This window comes from Streptomyces katrae, assembly GCF_000717655.1.
GTDB classification, from domain to species: domain Bacteria; phylum Actinomycetota; class Actinomycetes; order Streptomycetales; family Streptomycetaceae; genus Streptomyces; species Streptomyces katrae_B.
The window spans coordinates 47076-63087 of the sequence record NZ_JNZY01000041.1 but is presented as its reverse complement, the minus strand read 5'-3'; the positions used below and the strand labels follow the sequence as shown (position 1 = coordinate 63087).

The window sequence follows — 16012 nt, the reverse complement described above, 5'->3', positions numbered from 1 at the left end:
ACAGGCCCGGGTAGTTGGCCGGGCCGCCGACGACATGTTCGCCCGGGCTGGCGGCGACGGCCGAGCCGGGGCACTGGTCCGCGGACGGCGTGCATCCGTCACCGGCCACGGCACACCGGCGGAGCCGTGACCCCGCCAGTGCACCGCGCGCACGGCGCGGGACCCCGCGCCACGCGTGCCCGTGCTACATGTGCGGTTGGTTGTAGTAGCGGGCGAACTGCTCCAGGTAGGACGGTTCGCCGCCGTGCTTGGATTCGTCGAACTCGGGCGCGTCCTTGATCTGGTCCTTGGTCCGGTCGACGTAGACCTTTTCCTCCATCATGTCGATCATCTTGATCGTCCCGGCGGGCAGCAGCACGTGCTTGCCGAAGATCCATACCCCGGTGTCCACGACGACGTAGGAGGAGCCGACCTCCTCGGAATGCTTGCTGATCTTGCCGATGCTGCCGTCCGTGGCCTCGACCTTGTAGCCGACGATGTCGGCGCCGGGCTGGTAGCCCGTGCCCGGACGGTAGCCCCAGATGTCGAACTCGGTCACAGCAGACCCCTTTCATCACGCACGCCCAGCCGTTGCAGGTGCCGAGAGCGCGCGGACGACATGTTCGTTCCCGCTCGGGGCTGGAACCACGAGCGTGACAACCCTCCTCGGCTCGTAGCGCGGTGGTGCGGCACCCGCCCTGCGCCTTCCCGTCTCCGGTCACCTCATTCAGCGGTCCCGCGCGGGACTCCGGCGGTCGGCCGTGCTCGTCCACGGCCGCCCCCTCATCGGGAAGCAGCTTCGGGCGCGGGTCCTGAATCCGGGCGTTCATGAACGACCGCCCGCCTCTCCTGTTCGGTGCCGGGCGGCGCCCCTGCCGGCAACCTTGGGATCGCGGCGTCAGCTCTCGGTGTACTGAATGGCCTCGTGCAGCGCCTGGGGGGCTGAGGGCCGCCCCATGAGGACGCACAGGGTGAACAGGACGTCCTCGAAGGCGCGGCGGGCGTCCGGGTCGGCGGGGGCTGCGGTCAGACGCAGGCGGGCTTCGAAGAAGCGACCCAGAGTCTTCTCGGCGTCTGTCCGCAGCGGGAGCAGGTAGGGGCCGGAGGCCGGGAATCCGGTGGTCTGGATGCGGGCGGCCTGGGCGGCCTCGCGCAGGGCCCGCTCGGCGCGAGCGGGTACCGGTGCGCCGCGGAGGGCTTCACGCATCGCGGCGGCCAGGACGGCCTCGGGCAGGCCGGCCTGGGCGGCCGCGGTGGACAGGATGCACTCGGCCCCGTGGGCCGTGGCCGGGGTCGTCGCCATCAGCGTGCCCACCGCCCACGGGACTGCCTGGTAGTCGCGCACTGCGGAGCCGGGGGTTGCAGGGGTGTGACGGCGACTGGATTCGGGCCCCGTGAGAGGGATGGACGCGGTCATGGAGATCACTTGCTTTCCGCCGGACACGGTCAGGTGAACAGGGAGCGCGTGGCGGTGAGGTGGAGGAGGCGCTCGACGGGACGGCCGGCGGCGGTGACCAGCAAGGCGCGGCGGCCGGCTGCCGTTCAAGGCCGCGGTCATCATTGCCTCCCACACGTTCTGGGGCCGGCCACTGCTTCCCACCAGCATCTTCAGCCCACGACCTACGCACGTCAAGAAATACATGAAAGACAGGACATCTATACCAAATCGGCGCATGCCGGAGACATGGGTGATCAAGGGCCGTCCCAGAACGGGGTACCGGTACCGGTACTCACCCGGGTACCCCCGAGGCCCCCAGCCCGAGGCGAGCCAGTGCGCGCCGATGCGATCCCCCGGACGAAGGCAGGGCACTGGGGGGTGCCGGCGGCGCCCGGGGGCATTCAGCGCCTGCGGACGCGGCCCCGTCCGTGACCGGCCGGGCCAACCCCCTGCTGCAGCGGAGGGCGCCGTCCACATCCGTGACCTGCCGATGCGTCACCATGGCCGGTTTCCCGGGGCGCCCGCTCCGCCCTTCCGTTCAGGGATGCGGCCGGGCCGTCTGCCGTGCGGGGCGGGCACCGCGCAGTTTGGAGAAAGAGCCCCGGGGCACACGACGTAGCGTCACGCTGGGCCACACCGGGAGGGCTTATGTCCGGACTATTCGCAAAGATCAAGCAGTTCAGTCGCAGCCCGCAGGGTCAGCGGACGATCGCTTCGGTGCGGCGTGCGGCTTCCGACCCGCGCAAGCGCGAACAAGCCCGCGGAATGTTCAGGCGCCTTCGAGGCAGGCGCTGACCTCGGCCGCCCTCATTCAGCGTCGAGCCGGAAGCCGCCCTGCGTGAGTGGGCTGCCGAGGATGTCCCCGAGGTTCTTCGACGACTTGCGCAAATGACGCTCTGCTCCCACGCGGACGCCCCGTCGCTCGCACACCCGGGCGGGGTGTCCGCGTCAGCACAACCCGCCCTCCCCGCAGCCCGCCGTCACCGCCGTCATGCGCCGGCTCCCCCTTCGGCCGCGGAGTGAGTGTCTTTGAGGGCTTCGGCTCCCAGGGCCCGGATCTCGGCCAGCAGCCGGGCGTTGGTGATGCCCTTGACGAGGTATCCCGCGACGCCGACCGCAGCCATCTCGGTGCGCGGGCCCTGGTCACCGTAGGCGGAGAACGCCAGGATGCGGACGCCGGGGACGGCGCGGAGGATCTGTTCGGCGGTGTACGGGCCGCCGCCGGGGAAGCGCACGTCGAGCACCACGACGTGCGGCCTTTGGGCGGTGGCGAGTCGGATCGCCTCGTCGGCGTTGGCCGCGCTGCCGGCCAGGGCGAGGTCGGGCTGGGCCCCGACGACCTCTGCCAGCGCCGCGCGCAGCATGTCGTTGTCGTCGCAGAGCAGCACCCGCAATGGGCCGCCGGGCGTGGCCGGCGGGATCATGACGGCCCCTGGGGGGCGATCAGGGAGTCGAAGCTCCTGACGGGTGCACCGGGCAGCGCTTCGTCCAGCTCGCCCGTCGGCAGGTCGGGCACCCAGAACTCCACGGTCGTGCCGGTACCGGGCTCGCTGCGCAGTGTCCACCAGCCCCCGGCGGTCTCGGCCCGCTCCCGCATCTCCATCAGCCCGAAATGCTCCTGCAGCCTGTGGGCGCCCGCCGCGTGGCCGGTGCCGTCGTCGGCCACTTGGACCTTCAGGCCCTGGTTCTCGGTGGTGACGCTGACCCGTACGGTTCGCGCTCGGGCATGTTTGCGTACGTTCAGCAGCGCCTCCTGCACGATACGGAAGATGGTGATCGCGGTCTCGGGGGCCGGTTCCTTTTCCAGATCGTGTTCCAGGGTCGGCTCAAGACCCCAGCTTCCGGCCACCACGTCGTTGAGGTGCTGGGAGAGCGACTCGATCAAGCCGTGCCGGTCGATGCCGGGCGGCTGGAGCCGGAAGGTGAGGTTGCGCAGGCGGCTCACCGCCTCGCGCACCGACGCGTCCAGCAGGGAGAGTTCACGCGCGTAGGGCTCGCCGGCCTGGTCGGCGAGGAGCTGGAGGCGCATGCCGACGGCGACCATGGCCTGGATGGAGTCGTCGTGCACGTCCCAGGCGATGCGACGGCGTTCCAACTCCTGCGCATGGACGAGGTGGGTGAACAGGCGGCGGCGTTCGGTGAGCGCCTGCTCGGCGGCGCGGCGCTCGGTCATGTCCCGCGTGACCTTGCCGAAGCCGCGCAGCTCCCCGGACTCGTCGAAGAGAGGGGTGATCACCACGTTGGCCCAGAAGCGGGAGCCGTCCTTGCGGATGCGCCAGCCCTCGTCCTCCAGCCGGCCGTCGGCGATGGCCGTTTCAAGCTCCTTGTGGGGCTTGCGGGCAGCGATGTCCTCGGGCGGGTAGAAGACCGAGAAGTGTTTGCCGATGATGTCTGCGGCACGGAAACCCTTGATCCGCTCCGCGCCGGCGTTCCAGCTGGATACGTGGCCTTCGGGGTCGAGCATGAAGATGCCGTAGTCGAGGACGCTCGTGACCAGCAGGGTGAACGCCGTCTCGGTCGGAGCGAGGGCGCCGCTTCGTTCGGCGCGGCCGTCACCGGTCATCGGAGAATGCCCTCACGGCGTGCCACGGCGACCGCCTCCAGTTGGGAGCGGGCGCCGAGCTTCTCCAGGACCCGCTGGACGTGGTTCCTGGCGGTGTTGAGGGCGACGCCCAGCCGCTGACCGATCTCGGGTGTGCCCAGGCCGTCGCCGAGCAGGCAGAGCGTCTCGCGCTCGCGCGGGGTGAGGGTCGCGCCCAAGCCGACGGTCCGGCCGGCCAGCCGGTCCAGCGCTCCGCTGAGCAGTCCCTTGCTGAAGGCCACTTCACCCGCCGCCACCAGGCGTACGCCGTCCTGCAGCTCGCGTAGGTTGCCGACCTTGAGGATGAGTCCCGAGCCACCGGCCTCGGCGACGTGGGCGGCCACCGCCGGGGTCCCTTCGCCGGTCAGCACCAGCACCCGGGTGCCGGGTGCGGCGGCCTTGAGCGCGGTGATGGCGGCGATGCCGTCGCCGTCGGGCAGTCGCCGGTCCAGCACCACCACGGCGGGACGCAGCCGGGCCGCATCGGCCAGCGCGTCCTTCACGCACAGGCTACGGCCGACCACCTCCAGGTCGTCGGTGCGGTCCAGGGCGAGCCGGATCGCCTCGGCCACCATGTCGTGGTCTTCGACGAGCAGGATGGTGATGCGTCCCCCGACGGTGCACGGCACGGTATCCGCCGTGGTCCGCGGTGTCGAAGGCATCACAGGGTCCTCCGTGGTAGACGCGGCACGCCGCTGGCGAACAGCTCGTCGACGCCAGTGAGAGCGAACAGTCGGGCGACCTGCGTGCGGGCGCCCTCCACGCGCAGCTCGGTGCCGATCTTATCCGCTGTGGCCTTGGCCTCAAGCAGCACGTTGAGCCCCGCACAGTCACAGAAGCGCAGGCCCCACAGGTCGAGCACGATACGGTCAGGCCGCCGCGCGAAGCAGTCGGCGACGGCGGCGAGCAACTGCGCGGTACCGTCCAGGTCCAGCGCGCCGACGAGCCGCAGGCCGGCCACGTTGGCGTCGATTGCAGTGCTGACCTGGAACACCGGGCCGGTCACGTTGCGTCTTCTCTCATGCGGCAGCCCCCATCCTGGGTAATGGGCACCAGCCAAGAATAGTGAATCTGCACTAGAAAAGAACCGTTCTCCTGACGGTTCACCATCGCGTGGCCTGATTCAGCTCGAAGGCGCGCGGCGGCAGGGGGCGCGAACCCGTGAACATTTCAATCGGGCTGGGTACCCTGCTGTGGGGGAATCGCCAAGGGACAGGCCCCCGACAGCGCTTCGGGCTCCCAGGCAGCGGTGGGTACCCGAGCCGTAGGCACTCAGTGGAAGGGGCGTGGGGATGGAGCTCCCGTCGGCCATTTCGCACGACGCCCGTCATGCGGAGGAGTGCCTCGACTTCGACGGCGCGCCCGGCTGCATCGCCGAAGCACGGGAAGCCGCCGCCGCCTTCCTTCGCCACCACTCCCCGCCCGCGCGCAGCACCTTTCACGATGACGTCCTGCTGGTCGTCTCCGAACTGGTGACCAATGCCGTCCGCCATGCTCCCGGCCCCTTCGCCCTGGAACTCGGCCTGGTTCCTGGCGGCATCGGGATCACCGTGCGGGACACGAGCTCACGCCCCCCGCACTCCCGGACTCCCGACCGCACCGGCGGACGCGGGTGGGGCATCGTCCAGGCCCTCGCACGCCGGGTGCGCGTCGTCCCCCGCCACGACGGCGACGGCAAGGCCGTCCACGCGGAGCTGAACTGGTAGTCCCAGGCCCTGTGATGGACCGCAATGCCGGTCAGGCAGGGTGGCGGCCACGCCTGGGACTGAGCGCGGTGGTCGCCCGTCCGGCCGACCACCGCTCGGCTTCCGGCTGGGCATGGATCGCCCCGCGGTGAAGCGAGCGCACCCGTTCCGCGCCCGCCGGGCGATCCGCTGCACCAGCGGGCGCTGAGCATGCCGGCGGGCGCGGAACCTGTTCACCTGTGAGCCGGAGTCCCGCTACCAGGGGATGTCACGCACGGGGCGGGTGAGTGGCGGTGTCCAGGTAGAAGGAGTCGATGCTCTGGACCGCCCGCTCGAACTCCTCCAGGTTGACCGGCTTGGTCACGTAGGCGTTGGCGTGGCTGCTGTACGCGTCGGCGACGTCATCGGGCGCGGAGGAGGTGGTCAGGACGACTACGGGGATGGTCTGTAGCGTCTCGTCGCCCTTCAGGACCCGGAGCAGATCACGGCCGTTCATCCGGGGCATGTTCAGGTCCAGCACGATGAGGTCGGGGCGCACGGCACCCGGTGCGCGGAGGTGTTCGAGGGCGGCGAGTCCGTCGGTGACCTGGACCAGGTTGCGGGCACCGCGCTCGGAGAGGGCCTCCTCGATGAGCATGGCGTCGGCGGCGTCGTCCTCCACGAGCAGAACATCGAAAGGGCGGTCGGGGCCGGTCATCATCGGATGCTCCGTGGGTGCGTCGTCGGTGTGGTTGAAGAGTCCCGGCCAGCGGCGCCGGGCGCCCTGACGGGTCATGCCGCATGCGCGGCCGATCTGGGGGTATCCGGCACCCGCGCGGGCAGCGTCCATGGCCGCGTCCCGCTGGAGCCGTCCGGCTGCCTGCTGGAGTTGCTCAAGCACGTGCAGTCGGGCCAGGGCGCGGGCCCGGCCGTCAACCGCCGGGTCCGCAAGGTCCTTTTGCAGATGGAGGGCCAAGCGCCGTGCGAGGTCGGAGACAGCTGCATCCGCGACGGCGGCTGTCTCCGGCGGTGTGGTCCGCAAAACGAAGTTCTTGCCTGGCATGGACCGCACCTTAGGCCCCGAACCGGATGACGACAACAATCGTTGTCCGATGCCCTCTACAGTGTGCGCTGCGCACTCTTTCGAGGCGAACGTCTCACGGAGGGGGATTCACCGATGACCGGCAACGCGGGGCCTCCGCAGGCGCGGGGGCTTTCCACGTGGACGACCCGGCGATGGCTGCGGGTTGGGGTGGCCGGGTCGCTGGCCGTGCTAACCCTGCTCGGGGTGACGGGGGCGTGGATGCTGGGGCGCACGACGTCGCTCAGTGAGGACCTCGTGGACGTGAAGTCCCCTGCGCTGTCCACCGCGATGCGCCTGGAATCGGCCCTGCTGAACCAGGAGACCGGCATACGAGGCTACGGGCTCACCGGGACTCCGGAGTTCCTCGGCCCCTACCGACAAGGCGTCGTCCAGCAGGAAACGGAAAGCGCCCGGCTCTCGGAACTGCTTCGCGGCGACGCCGCGGGCATGAGGGACCTGGGGACGGTGCGGGACGCCGCGCAAGCCTGGCAGGAGAGGATCGCCCGGCCGATCGCCGCCGCTCCCCCTGGCGTGCCCTCGGCGCTGGCCGCGGAACGCTCGGCGGAGGGCAAGACCTCCTTCGACGAGGTCCGCGCGGCCCTGACCGCCCAGCAAGAACGGCTGCTCGCGGAGCGGATCCGGGCCAGGGACGATCTCATGGCCATGATGAGGCTGCGCAACTGGCTCTTCGGGACGATCGCTGCGGTCATCGCCCTTCTCGCGGGCCTGGTCTTCGAAGCCCTGCGCCGCGGCATCACCACGCCCCTGGAGCGGCTCGGCACTGATGCGCGCGCCATCGCCGGCGGCGACTTCGACCACCCCATCACCCCTACGGGCCCCGCGGACCTGCGGCGGCTGAGCGGTGAGATCGACTTCATGCGCCGACGCCTGGTCAGGGAGCTCGCCTTCAGCGAGGAGGCTCGACGACACCTCGACGCGCAGACCACCGACCTCCAGCGCTCCAACGCCGAGCTGGAGCAATTCGCCTACGTCGCCTCCCACGACCTGCAGGAGCCGCTGCGCAAGGTGTCCAGCTTCACGCAGCTGCTCCAGCGCCGCTACGGAGGGCAGCTCGACGCCCGAGCCGACCAGTACATCGAGTTCGCGGTCGACGGCGCCAACCGCATGCAGACCCTCATCAACGACCTGCTCGACTTCTCCCGGGTGGGCCGCGTGCACCACGACCCCGAGAAGGTAGACCTCGAAACGGTGATGGAACGGACCGCGTCCTCCCTCAGCGTCGGCATCGAAGAGGCCGGGGCGACCATCACCCACGACCCGCTGCCGACCCTGGTCGCCGACCCCACCCAGATGGGCATGCTCTGGCAGAACCTCATCGGCAACGCGATCAAGTTCCACCGCCCAGGCCGAGCGCCGAACATTCACGTGGCCGCCGCCCGTGTCGGGGAGCTGTGGCGGTTCACCGTGACCGACGACGGCATCGGCATCGCCGCCGAGTACGCCGAGAAGGTCTTCGTGATCTTCCAGCGGCTCCACACCAAGGATGTCTATCCCGGAAGCGGGATCGGCCTGGCGATGTGCAAGAAGATCGTCGAGTTCCACGGCGGCACCATCTCCGTGGACCCCGAGTACCGGGACGGTACCCGCATCGTGTTCACCCTCGCCCCCGAACCGCCGCGCGCCCCCGCCCCGTCGTTCATCGCGGAGGCGTCTCGGGCCGACGTGGAGCCGGCGCCGTGACCGCGGCCCTCACGACGCTCGGCGACATCGCCGCGAGCGAACCGGTCTACCGCATCCTCCTCATAGAGGACGACGTCGCCGATGCCGTGCTGGTCGAAGAGCTCCTCCACGACACCGAGCTCCGCTTCGAGCTCACCACGAGCACCTCGCTGGCCGAAGCCCGCTCAGAACTCGCGGTCCGCGCCGTCGACTGCATCCTCCTCGACCTGCATCTGCCCGACGTATCGGGCACCGATGCGGTCGCCGACGTCCGCGCCATGGCCCCGCACACCGCGGTGATCGTCCTGACCGGCCTGTCCGAGAAGCAGGCGGGCTCCGAGGCGATGGCCGCCGGGGCCCAGGACTATCTGGTCAAGGGCAAGGTAGAAGCCGACCTGCTGCGCCGCACGGTCCGTTACGCCGTCTACCGGAGCCACACCGAGCGCGTGGCGGCCGAAGCCCAGTCGGCCCGGCTGCGCGCGGAGGAGAACGTCCGTCTGGAACGGGGACTGCTGCCCCGGCCCCTCCTCGACACCTCCACCGTCACGGTGACCACCCGCTACCTGCCCGGCGCCGAACAGGCCCTGCTCGGAGGCGACTTCCTCGACGTCGTCGAGGGTGACGGAGGACTGCTGCACGCCGTCGTCGGTGACGTCAGCGGACACGGTCCGGACGCCGCAGCCCTCGGCGTCTGCCTGCGCATCGCCTGGCGCTCGCTCGTCCTGGCCGGGCACCACGGCACCGAGTTGCTGCACCTCATGGAACGGCTGCTGGTGGCGGAGCGCGGAACCCAGCCCCTGTTCGCCACTTGCACGCTCCTCACCCTCGACCAGAAGGCCGCCACTGCCACCCTCTACCTGGCGGGCCACCACGAACCCCTGCTCACCACCGCGGAGGAGACCCTGGAGGTGCCCGCCGAGCACGGCATCGCGCTCGGCATAATCCCCGGCCACCGCGACTGGCCCGCCACGGTCATCCCCCTCCCGGACACGGGAGCGCTCACCCTCTACACCGACGGCCTCACCGAAGGGCACAACGGTGACGCCGGCGGCCGGCTCGGCATCGAGGGGCTCCTTCCTCTGATCAACACCACACCGTCCGCGGACCCCGCGGCACACCTGGACAGCCTCATCCGCCAGACCAGAGCGCTCAACGAGCGTCCGCATACTGGGCGTATTCGGGCGTTCCGACAACGCGGCGAGGCGGCGTAGCCGGCGTCGTGCACCCGCCGGGGATTGCGGGACAGCCCTTAGCCCGGGTGTGCAGCCGCAGCTCCCGGGCACGGGTCCGGTGTCCGGAGAACTCCCCGCACCCGCAGCGCGCCCCTGGGCGCCCGACCGCCACACCTCGCCGCGGGCCGGTAGCCGAAGCAGGGCACCTGGATAACGGATCCAGACGTTTGAACGCCGCCCGGTGGCGCAGACGAGGAACTGACATCGGCTTTATACAGAGGTAGGAGACGCATCATGGGCATCATCGCTTGGATCCTCATCGGGCTGTTCGCCGGCCTCATCGCGAAGGCTCTGATGCCGGGCAAGGACCCGGGCGGCATCATCATCACCGTACTCATCGGCATCGCCGGCGGCCTGCTCGGCGGATGGCTCGGCAAGGTCATCTTCGGCGTCGACTCCATCGACGGCTTCTTCGACCTCTCCACCTGGATCGCCGCCATCGTCGGCTCCGTCATCCTCCTGGCCGTCTACCGCGTCGCCATCGGCAATCGGCGCTCGCACCGCCACGCCTGACCCCCACGCGCCCCGCGTTCCGTGGCCCGCCGCGAAGAGTGACGTCGCGGCGGGCCGGGGCCTGGCGCCAGGGTGTCGACGGCGAGGTCGGTCAGCCGACGCCGGGCTGCTGGTCGGGAGGTGACGCGCCAGAGCGCCCGCGCCGGCCGGGCCAGCGCCTGACCGGCGGAGAAATGGACATGAGCGCCGACGGAGCTGCGAGGAGGAGGCATGGACGGTCCTTCCGAGGGCATGTACGGACGCCTGCGGCATGAATGCGGCCGACGAGCGGACGATCTGTGGGAGGTCAGCCGGACTCTGCACGGCGATCCCGAACTCGCCTACGAAGAGCACCGCGCGGCCCGACTACTCACCGGCAGGCTCCAGCAGGCCGGCTTCGAGATCGAGCAAGGAGTTGCCGGACTGGACACGGCGTTCCTGGCCCGGGCCGGGAACGGGCCGGGGCGCTGTGTGGCCCTGCTGCTGGAGTACGACGCGCTGCCTGAGCTGGGACACGCCTGCGGGCACAATCTGATCGCGGCGGCCGGTCTGGGAGCCGCGCTGGCACTGCACAGCGTCCTGGACGAGACCCAGGGCACGGTGCTGGCCGTCGGGACGCCGGCGGAGGAGCGAGGCGGCGGCAAGGTCCCCCTGGCCGAAGCCGGCGTGTTCGACGGTGTGGATGCGGCGCTGATGTTCCATCCGGGCGTTCACGACTGGTCGTGGGCACCGCTGACGGCACAGACGCAGGTGCGGGTGAGCTTCTACGGCCAGGCGGCGCACCCTACGGGCGATCCCACCCGCGGGATCGACGCGCTGGCCGCCCTCATCCAGTTGTTCAACACGGCGGCAGTGGTCAGCAGGCGCCTGCCGTCCGGCTCGCACCTGCAGGGGATCGTCACCGATGGCGGCCGCGTGACCAACGTCGTACCGGCGTACGCCGAGGGTCTGTTCGGACTGCGCGCGGCTACGAGCACGGCACTCGACGCCCTGGTGGCCGACTTCGGCAAGTGGTCCGAGGGCGTGGCGGTCTCGACCGGCACCACGGTGGAGGTGACCCGCCTGGGCCATGGCTATGCCCACTTCCGGGACAACGACGTCCTCTCGGACCGCTTCAGCGAACACATCGCGCGCTCCGGCATCCAGCTCACCCAGCCTGCCGGCGGGGTGTTCCTGGGTTCCTCCGATATCGGCGACGTGAGCCGTCGGGTCCCCTCGATCCATCCGTTCGTCGCGATCCTCGGCGGTGAGGAATCCGATCACACCCCCGCGTTCGCACGAGCGGCCGGCTCGGATCAGGGCCGCACCGTGATGCTGGCGGCCGCCGAGGCTCTGGCCTGCACGGCAGCCGACGTCCTCACCGACGCCGCGCTGTCCGCCCGGGCATGGGCCCGGCTGCGCGAGAAGGCGGCCGCAGGGCTCTGACCCCCGAGCCCGTCGCGGTGGTACCCGGCCTGGCTCAGGGCCTGCGCCACCGGTTCGGTGCGGTCCTCTGCGCCCCACGCTCGTGCCGGTGACCCTTGCGGTCGTCGGCGTGAGTCCTCGCGGACTGGCCATTTCTGCCACCTCACGGTCGTACCGAGTACAGGTCGCGGTCGTCGCATCCGTCCGTCGCCCTCGCTCGTCGTCGCCGCCGGTGTCAGGCCTCGCGAAGCACCCGCACGCTGTCGACGTTCGTGTCGACCGCGTCCGGGACGACCATGCCCGCCTCGGCTCCGGAGCGCAGGTAGTGCAGTACGTCCTTCGTGAGGCGTTCGCCAGGCAGCGCCGCCGGTATGCCCGGAGGGTAGGGGGTCAGCATCTCGGAGGCGATCCGTCCGTCCGCCTTCTCCCATGGCACCTGCTCGGTCGCACCGAAGAAGGCATCGCGCGGCAGGACCGCCTGTTCCAGCCTCAGCCGGGACGGCGGCGGGACATGAACGGGCTGTCCCGTGCGCAGTTCGCCGGCGTGCGCGGCCAGGTCGGTCAGGGCCGTCAGCAGGGTCTCGGCGGTGCTGTCGTCGTCGGCGTGGGTGAACTGCGCGCTGATGCGGCGATGGTCGCCGATGTGGAGGTTGATCCGGTGGTTCTCCCGCAGCCAGTCAGCGGCCCTGTAGCCGGTGACCTCCCACGCGCTGATGTCGATGACGATCTGCAGGAGGTCGATGTCCGCTGCCTTGCCGGGCCCGCAGAAGTCCTCGCGGCCGTGCACCCGCATGCCGTCGATGCGGGAGATGCGGGTACGGACCTGCTCGGCCAGGGCGAGTGCGTCGTCGTAGAGGACCCTTCCCTGTTCGACCATCTGCCGGCGCCAGCCGTCCAGGGCTGCGTACATGAGGACGGAGGGGCTGGTGGTGCCGAGCAGGTCCTCGCGGCTCTTGAGCACCTCGGGTTTGATCAGATCGCCCTGGAGGTGGAAGACGGAACTCTGTTCCAGGCCGGACCCCATTTTGTGGACGGAGGTGACGCAGACGTCGGCGCCGGCGTCCATGGCCCAGGTCGGCAGATCGGGGTGGAAGGGCAGGTGGGCGCCCCATGCCTCGTCGACGATCAGGGGACGGCCCCGCTTGTGGCAGACCTCGGCGATGGCGGCGAGGTCCGAGCAGGTGCCGTAGGGGGTCGGCGTGGTCACCAGTGCTCCGCGAGCGTCGGGATGCTCGGCGAAGGCCGCCTCGAAGGCCGCGGCGGACGGCGGGTGGGCGAGGTGGCGTTCGGCGTCCCACTCCGGGTCGACCCACACGGGGCGGATGCCCGAGAGGATCAGGCCCGAGACGACGGACTTGTGGGCGTCCCGCCCCACCAGCAGTTTCTCGTGCGGGCCGGCTACGGACAACATCGCCGACTTCACCGACAGGGAGCTGCCACAGGTGGAGAAGAAGGCATGGTCGGCGCCGACCGCCTCAGCCATCAGGGCCTGTGCCGCCTCCACCACGGCGTGGGAGGACGTACGGTCGTCCAGCCCGCTGGTGGCCAGCACGTCGGAGCGGAACACCGCGTCACCGAGCACGGCGCGTACGCGGGGGTCAGTACCCCTGCCCTGCTTGTGACCCGGAGGCGTGAACGGTGTCTGCCCGCTGGCGTGGTAGGCGGTCAATGCCTCGAGGATCGGTGCCTTCGACTGGTTCATGCTCCTCGCCTGCCCGGCCGCAGCCAGTGAAAACAGCCCGCCGCCGCGAAGGGCTTCGCCCGCCGCCGCCCCACGCCGCGCGGCCGGCCCCGCACCGGGGCCGGCCGTGCAACGGTGTGTGCACGAAGCCGGAGCGCCTCCATCGCGCTCGGTGCCGTGTCGGTCAGGCGCGGTCAGGCTCCCGGAAGGCAAAGGAGCAACGGGTGACCGTGCGGGCCCCGGAGGACGCGCATGCGGTGCGGTCCCAGGCCGTGGCGTCTGGTGTGTCTTCCCACCCTGTTCACACGGCGTCCGCGCTCAGGCCGCTCGCGGCGCCGAGGAGGCCGACCGGCTCACAGGGACCGTGCAGGCCTTCATCGGCGACGCCCACGGCTACGGCGCACCAGCACGAGCGCGACGATCACAGCGCCCGCGACGACGAGGAGCGGCGTGCGGTTGACGCGCGCGACCGTCGCGGCTTGGCCGGCCTTTTCCAGCAGCGGCTCGGTGGCCTTGTCCGCCGCATACTGGCCGGCGCGGGTCGCGCTGTCCCGCACCTGCGCTGCGGCCTTGGCCGTCTTGTCCAGGACGGGGTCGGGCGTTTTGTCCCGCACCAACTGTGCGGCCCGCCCCGCCTTCTCACGAATCTGGTCGGCGACCAGGGCGGCCTTCTCTGCGGTTTGCTGCTTCATGATGGCGGTCTTCTCCTCGGTTCGGGCCTTGATGTCGGCCTTGGCGGCCAGAGCCCCGACGGTCTGGCCGAGTTCGTCGCGGGTCCGGTCGACCTCTCGCGCGACTCTGCGGGGTAGGGGTCTCGGAGGAGGGAGTGCCGGGGGCGGGTCGGGAACCGCCGCCCTTGCCGCAGCGCTTGCCCTTCCGGGTCTTCTCCGCCCGGGTCGGCTGGCTGAGAGTCGTGGCGGGCTGATGCCGGACCTCGAAGCGAGCCGCCATGGGACCCTCCTCCTTGAGGCGCTTATGCCGTGGTCGTGACGCGCTTACCCCGTCGTCGCCCCAACACCCGCCCCGGCGGAGGCCCCGGCCGAGGCGGCCCTGCGGACGGCGATCGATGGTGTCCTCGCCGCAGTCCACCATCCAATCCGCCGCTCCATGGAGGATCACCTGATCGAATACATGTCCGTGTTGCCGTCGGGCAGGTGAGGCTTCGGAGGTTGATAACCATGGTTCCCCTGCTTCTCGTTCTGCTCCTCGTCCTGATCCTCTTCGGCGCGGGTTTCGCGGTGAAGATTCTCTGGTGGGTGGCTATCGCGGTCCTGATCCTGTGGCTGATCGGTTTCGTCGCCCGGCCGAAGGGCGGTAGCGGCCGCTGGTATCGCTGGTAGCCGTACGACGACAGCGCAGTTCTGACACTGCATGGCGGCGGCGCTCCCTTCGGCGGTCGTCCCGGCCTGATCGCGTTCCCGCGCGATGACGTTCAACCACCCTCGAACTGGAAGGCCTCAGCCAACGCGGCTTCGTGTTCCTCCACGGATCCAGCGCTCCTGGCGATCACCGCGTACCGCCAGGAGTGGCCGTCGGGCGGCGCGTCCGCGTAGAGGACCACGCCCTCGCCACGCTCCGGATCGAACGCAAGGCGGGATGCGCGCAACCGGGCAAGGGCTCCTTCGAAGCCCATGGGGCTCCGCGTCCGGCCCTTCGACACCGACCATGCCGGGACCGGGTTGGCCGATCCCGCGGTCAACCGGGTGACCATGGTGTGCGGTGTGGTGGTGGCGGTACGGCGGATGTTGCTTTCACTCGCGTACGCGGCGCCGCCCGCGTCCACCAGCGCGTCGAGTCCGAAAGGACCCGCGTAGCCGTGCTCGGCCAGGTAGCGCCCCAGGGCCGCCCCCCACTCCTCCAACTCGTCGGCCACATGTGCGAAGGACGGCGGCAGCGGGGAAGCGTACCCCGTGAAGGAGCCCTGAGCTGTACGCATCGCTCCGCTGAAAAGCGCGTGTACCCCGGAGGTGGTGGCCTCCAGCTGGATGCTGACCGATGCGGCCACCTCGAGGCACTCCTCCACCACCCACATGCCCTCGGGTCCGCCGACGGTCTCGAGCGCCAGGACCGCCCCGCTGCTCAGGTCGTCACGGGACACGAAGCGCATCCCGTGCCCTCCCGCCGAGCGATCGGGCTTCACCACTACGCGCTCGTGGTCCCGCAGGAGCTCGCGGGCCACGCCTTCGGTCTCCAGGCGTCGGCACACCCGTCCCGTCGGCAGCCGCATGCCCAGTTGCCCGGCCGTTTCGCGGAATCCGGTCTTCGTGTTGAGCAGCATGGTCATCTTCAGTGCGGCCTCGGCGGCCTCGACGGTGGGATACGGGTGGACCGCGAGGCCGACCTCCCGGGCGAACTCGATCGCCGACGCGTCCAAGGCCGTCGGCAGCAACGCCGCACCCCGGTCTCCGGCGAGTGCCCGGACGTGCTCGACGAGTCCGGCCTCGCGCACCGCCCGCGCCAGCGGGACGGCGCCGGCAGGGGGCACCTCGACGACCGCCACCGTTTCCTGGGAAACCCCTGTCAGGCCGTACACGTAACGCAAGAACTCCCGGCTCAGGGGCACGGGAGTGACCAGTACGTCCCCCGGTCGGAGCAGCCATGCCTTCCGCGGCGCCTGCTGGGCCCACTGCATCAGGATCTGCCCCTCGTTGAGATCCACCGCCAAGTCCGAGAGGAAGTTCGCGAAAACAACGATCGGGCCCGTCTCAGTCACCGCTCCGCTCCTATGGTCGCCGCACGGCCGTTTCCGGTCAGCCTGGGATCACCCCGCTCAGCCC

The 16012-nt window shown here is 70.5% G+C and carries 16 protein-coding genes and 1 pseudogene; 6 read left to right on the top strand and 11 right to left on the bottom strand.

Features of this window, described 5'->3' with window-relative positions:
- Nucleotides 1-184: 184 nt before the first annotated feature.
- From IF09_RS0132910 to IF09_RS41030, 6 genes are all read right to left on the bottom strand, one after another.
- The gene (locus tag IF09_RS0132910; protein WP_030302056.1) at nt 185-538 is read right to left on the bottom strand and encodes a hypothetical protein; all 354 of its coding nucleotides are present in this window, start codon (nt 536-538) and stop codon (nt 185-187) included.
- 339 nt (nt 539-877) lie between these two features.
- On the bottom strand, nt 878-1282 hold the full coding sequence (locus IF09_RS45135; protein WP_158710120.1) for a DUF5133 domain-containing protein: 405 nt from the start codon (nt 1280-1282) through the stop codon (nt 878-880).
- Nucleotides 1283-2406: 1124 nt separating this feature from the next.
- On the bottom strand, nt 2407-2841 hold the full coding sequence (locus tag IF09_RS0132895) for a response regulator (RefSeq protein WP_051833304.1): 435 nt from the start codon (nt 2839-2841) through the stop codon (nt 2407-2409).
- Complete coding sequence (locus IF09_RS0132890) at nt 2838-3980, bottom strand: PAS domain-containing sensor histidine kinase (RefSeq protein WP_063607459.1); 1143 nt, start codon at nt 3978-3980, stop codon at nt 2838-2840. The genes IF09_RS0132895 and IF09_RS0132890 overlap by 4 nt, the downstream gene beginning before the upstream one ends.
- On the bottom strand, nt 3977-4660 hold the full coding sequence (locus tag IF09_RS0132885; RefSeq protein WP_051833302.1) for a response regulator: 684 nt from the start codon (nt 4658-4660) through the stop codon (nt 3977-3979). The genes IF09_RS0132890 and IF09_RS0132885 overlap by 4 nt, the downstream gene beginning before the upstream one ends.
- Nucleotides 4660-5004, bottom strand: a complete 345-nt coding sequence (locus IF09_RS41030; protein WP_051833301.1) for an STAS domain-containing protein — start codon at nt 5002-5004, stop codon at nt 4660-4662. Before IF09_RS41030 ends, IF09_RS0132885 begins: the two co-directional genes overlap by 1 nt.
- Before the next feature lie 286 nt (nt 5005-5290).
- Here IF09_RS41030 and IF09_RS0132870 point away from each other — a divergent pair, with 286 nt between their 5' ends.
- A complete protein-coding gene (locus tag IF09_RS0132870; RefSeq protein WP_030302049.1) occupies nt 5291-5704 on the top strand; it encodes an ATP-binding protein in 414 nt (137 codons plus the stop codon).
- Nucleotides 5705-5951: 247 nt separating this feature from the next.
- Here IF09_RS0132870 and IF09_RS41025 read toward each other — a convergent pair whose 3' ends face one another.
- On the bottom strand, nt 5952-6725 hold the full coding sequence (locus tag IF09_RS41025; protein WP_030302047.1) for a response regulator: 774 nt from the start codon (nt 6723-6725) through the stop codon (nt 5952-5954).
- 114 nt (nt 6726-6839) lie between these two features.
- Between IF09_RS41025 and IF09_RS0132860 the strand changes: the two genes are divergently transcribed.
- The 4 genes from IF09_RS0132860 (at nt 6840) to IF09_RS0132845 (ending at nt 11575) form a co-directional block, all read left to right on the top strand.
- Nucleotides 6840-8447, top strand: coding sequence for a sensor histidine kinase (locus tag IF09_RS0132860; RefSeq protein ID WP_030302045.1), 1608 nt, complete (start codon nt 6840-6842; stop codon nt 8445-8447).
- Complete coding sequence (locus IF09_RS0132855; RefSeq protein WP_051833298.1) at nt 8444-9637, top strand: PP2C family protein-serine/threonine phosphatase; 1194 nt, start codon at nt 8444-8446, stop codon at nt 9635-9637. Before IF09_RS0132860 ends, IF09_RS0132855 begins: the two co-directional genes overlap by 4 nt.
- 255 nt (nt 9638-9892) lie before the next feature.
- The gene (locus IF09_RS0132850) at nt 9893-10171 is read left to right on the top strand and encodes a GlsB/YeaQ/YmgE family stress response membrane protein (protein WP_030302042.1); all 279 of its coding nucleotides are present in this window, start codon (nt 9893-9895) and stop codon (nt 10169-10171) included.
- Between the two features lie 210 nt (nt 10172-10381).
- Entirely contained in the window at nt 10382-11575 is a 1194-nt protein-coding gene (locus tag IF09_RS0132845) for an amidohydrolase (RefSeq protein WP_030302040.1), read from the top strand.
- A gap of 214 nt (nt 11576-11789) precedes the next feature.
- Here IF09_RS0132845 and IF09_RS0132840 read toward each other — a convergent pair whose 3' ends face one another.
- The 3 genes and pseudogenes from IF09_RS0132840 to IF09_RS48355 form a co-directional block, all read right to left on the bottom strand.
- Nucleotides 11790-13256 carry an aminotransferase class I/II-fold pyridoxal phosphate-dependent enzyme gene (locus IF09_RS0132840; RefSeq protein WP_030302038.1) on the bottom strand — a complete coding sequence of 489 codons (1467 nt, stop codon included), beginning with the start codon at nt 13254-13256 and terminating at the stop codon, nt 11790-11792.
- Between the two features lie 353 nt (nt 13257-13609).
- Nucleotides 13610-13927: a hypothetical protein gene (locus IF09_RS43775; RefSeq protein WP_030302037.1), complete on the bottom strand. Its 318-nt coding sequence runs from the start codon at nt 13925-13927 to the stop codon at nt 13610-13612.
- 15 nt (nt 13928-13942) lie between these two features.
- Nucleotides 13943-14161 (bottom strand): annotated as a pseudogene (locus IF09_RS48355) (DUF3618 domain-containing protein); the annotation flags it as partial.
- 252 nt (nt 14162-14413) lie between these two features.
- Here IF09_RS48355 and IF09_RS0132830 point away from each other — a divergent pair.
- The gene (locus tag IF09_RS0132830; protein ID WP_030302035.1) at nt 14414-14575 is read left to right on the top strand and encodes a hypothetical protein; all 162 of its coding nucleotides are present in this window, start codon (nt 14414-14416) and stop codon (nt 14573-14575) included.
- A 92-nt stretch (nt 14576-14667) separates the two neighbouring features.
- Here the strand turns inward: IF09_RS0132830 and IF09_RS0132825 are convergent, their stop codons facing one another.
- A complete protein-coding gene (locus IF09_RS0132825) occupies nt 14668-15948 on the bottom strand; it encodes a peptide ligase PGM1-related protein (RefSeq protein ID WP_030302034.1) in 1281 nt (426 codons plus the stop codon).
- Nucleotides 15949-16012: the final 64 nt, after the last annotated feature.

Coding starts and splice junctions, on each gene's coding strand:
- IF09_RS0132840 (WP_030302038.1), bottom strand. CDS start 13,256: ATGAACCAGTCGAAGGCACCGATCCTCGAGGCATTGACCGCCTACCAC.
- IF09_RS0132850 (WP_030302042.1), top strand. CDS start 9,893: ATGGGCATCATCGCTTGGATCCTCATCGGGCTGTTCGCCGGCCTCATC.
- IF09_RS0132860 (WP_030302045.1), top strand. CDS start 6,840: ATGACCGGCAACGCGGGGCCTCCGCAGGCGCGGGGGCTTTCCACGTGG.
- IF09_RS0132885 (WP_051833302.1), bottom strand. CDS start 4,660: ATGCCTTCGACACCGCGGACCACGGCGGATACCGTGCCGTGCACCGTC.
- IF09_RS0132895 (WP_051833304.1), bottom strand. CDS start 2,841: ATGATCCCGCCGGCCACGCCCGGCGGCCCATTGCGGGTGCTGCTCTGC.
- IF09_RS0132830 (WP_030302035.1), top strand. CDS start 14,414: ATGGTTCCCCTGCTTCTCGTTCTGCTCCTCGTCCTGATCCTCTTCGGC.
- IF09_RS0132870 (WP_030302049.1), top strand. CDS start 5,291: ATGGAGCTCCCGTCGGCCATTTCGCACGACGCCCGTCATGCGGAGGAG.
- IF09_RS45135 (WP_158710120.1), bottom strand. CDS start 1,282: ATGGCGACGACCCCGGCCACGGCCCACGGGGCCGAGTGCATCCTGTCC.
- IF09_RS0132890 (WP_063607459.1), bottom strand. CDS start 3,980: ATGACCGGTGACGGCCGCGCCGAACGAAGCGGCGCCCTCGCTCCGACC.
- IF09_RS41025 (WP_030302047.1), bottom strand. CDS start 6,725: ATGCCAGGCAAGAACTTCGTTTTGCGGACCACACCGCCGGAGACAGCC.
- IF09_RS0132845 (WP_030302040.1), top strand. CDS start 10,382: ATGGACGGTCCTTCCGAGGGCATGTACGGACGCCTGCGGCATGAATGC.
- IF09_RS43775 (WP_030302037.1), bottom strand. CDS start 13,927: ATGAAGCAGCAAACCGCAGAGAAGGCCGCCCTGGTCGCCGACCAGATT.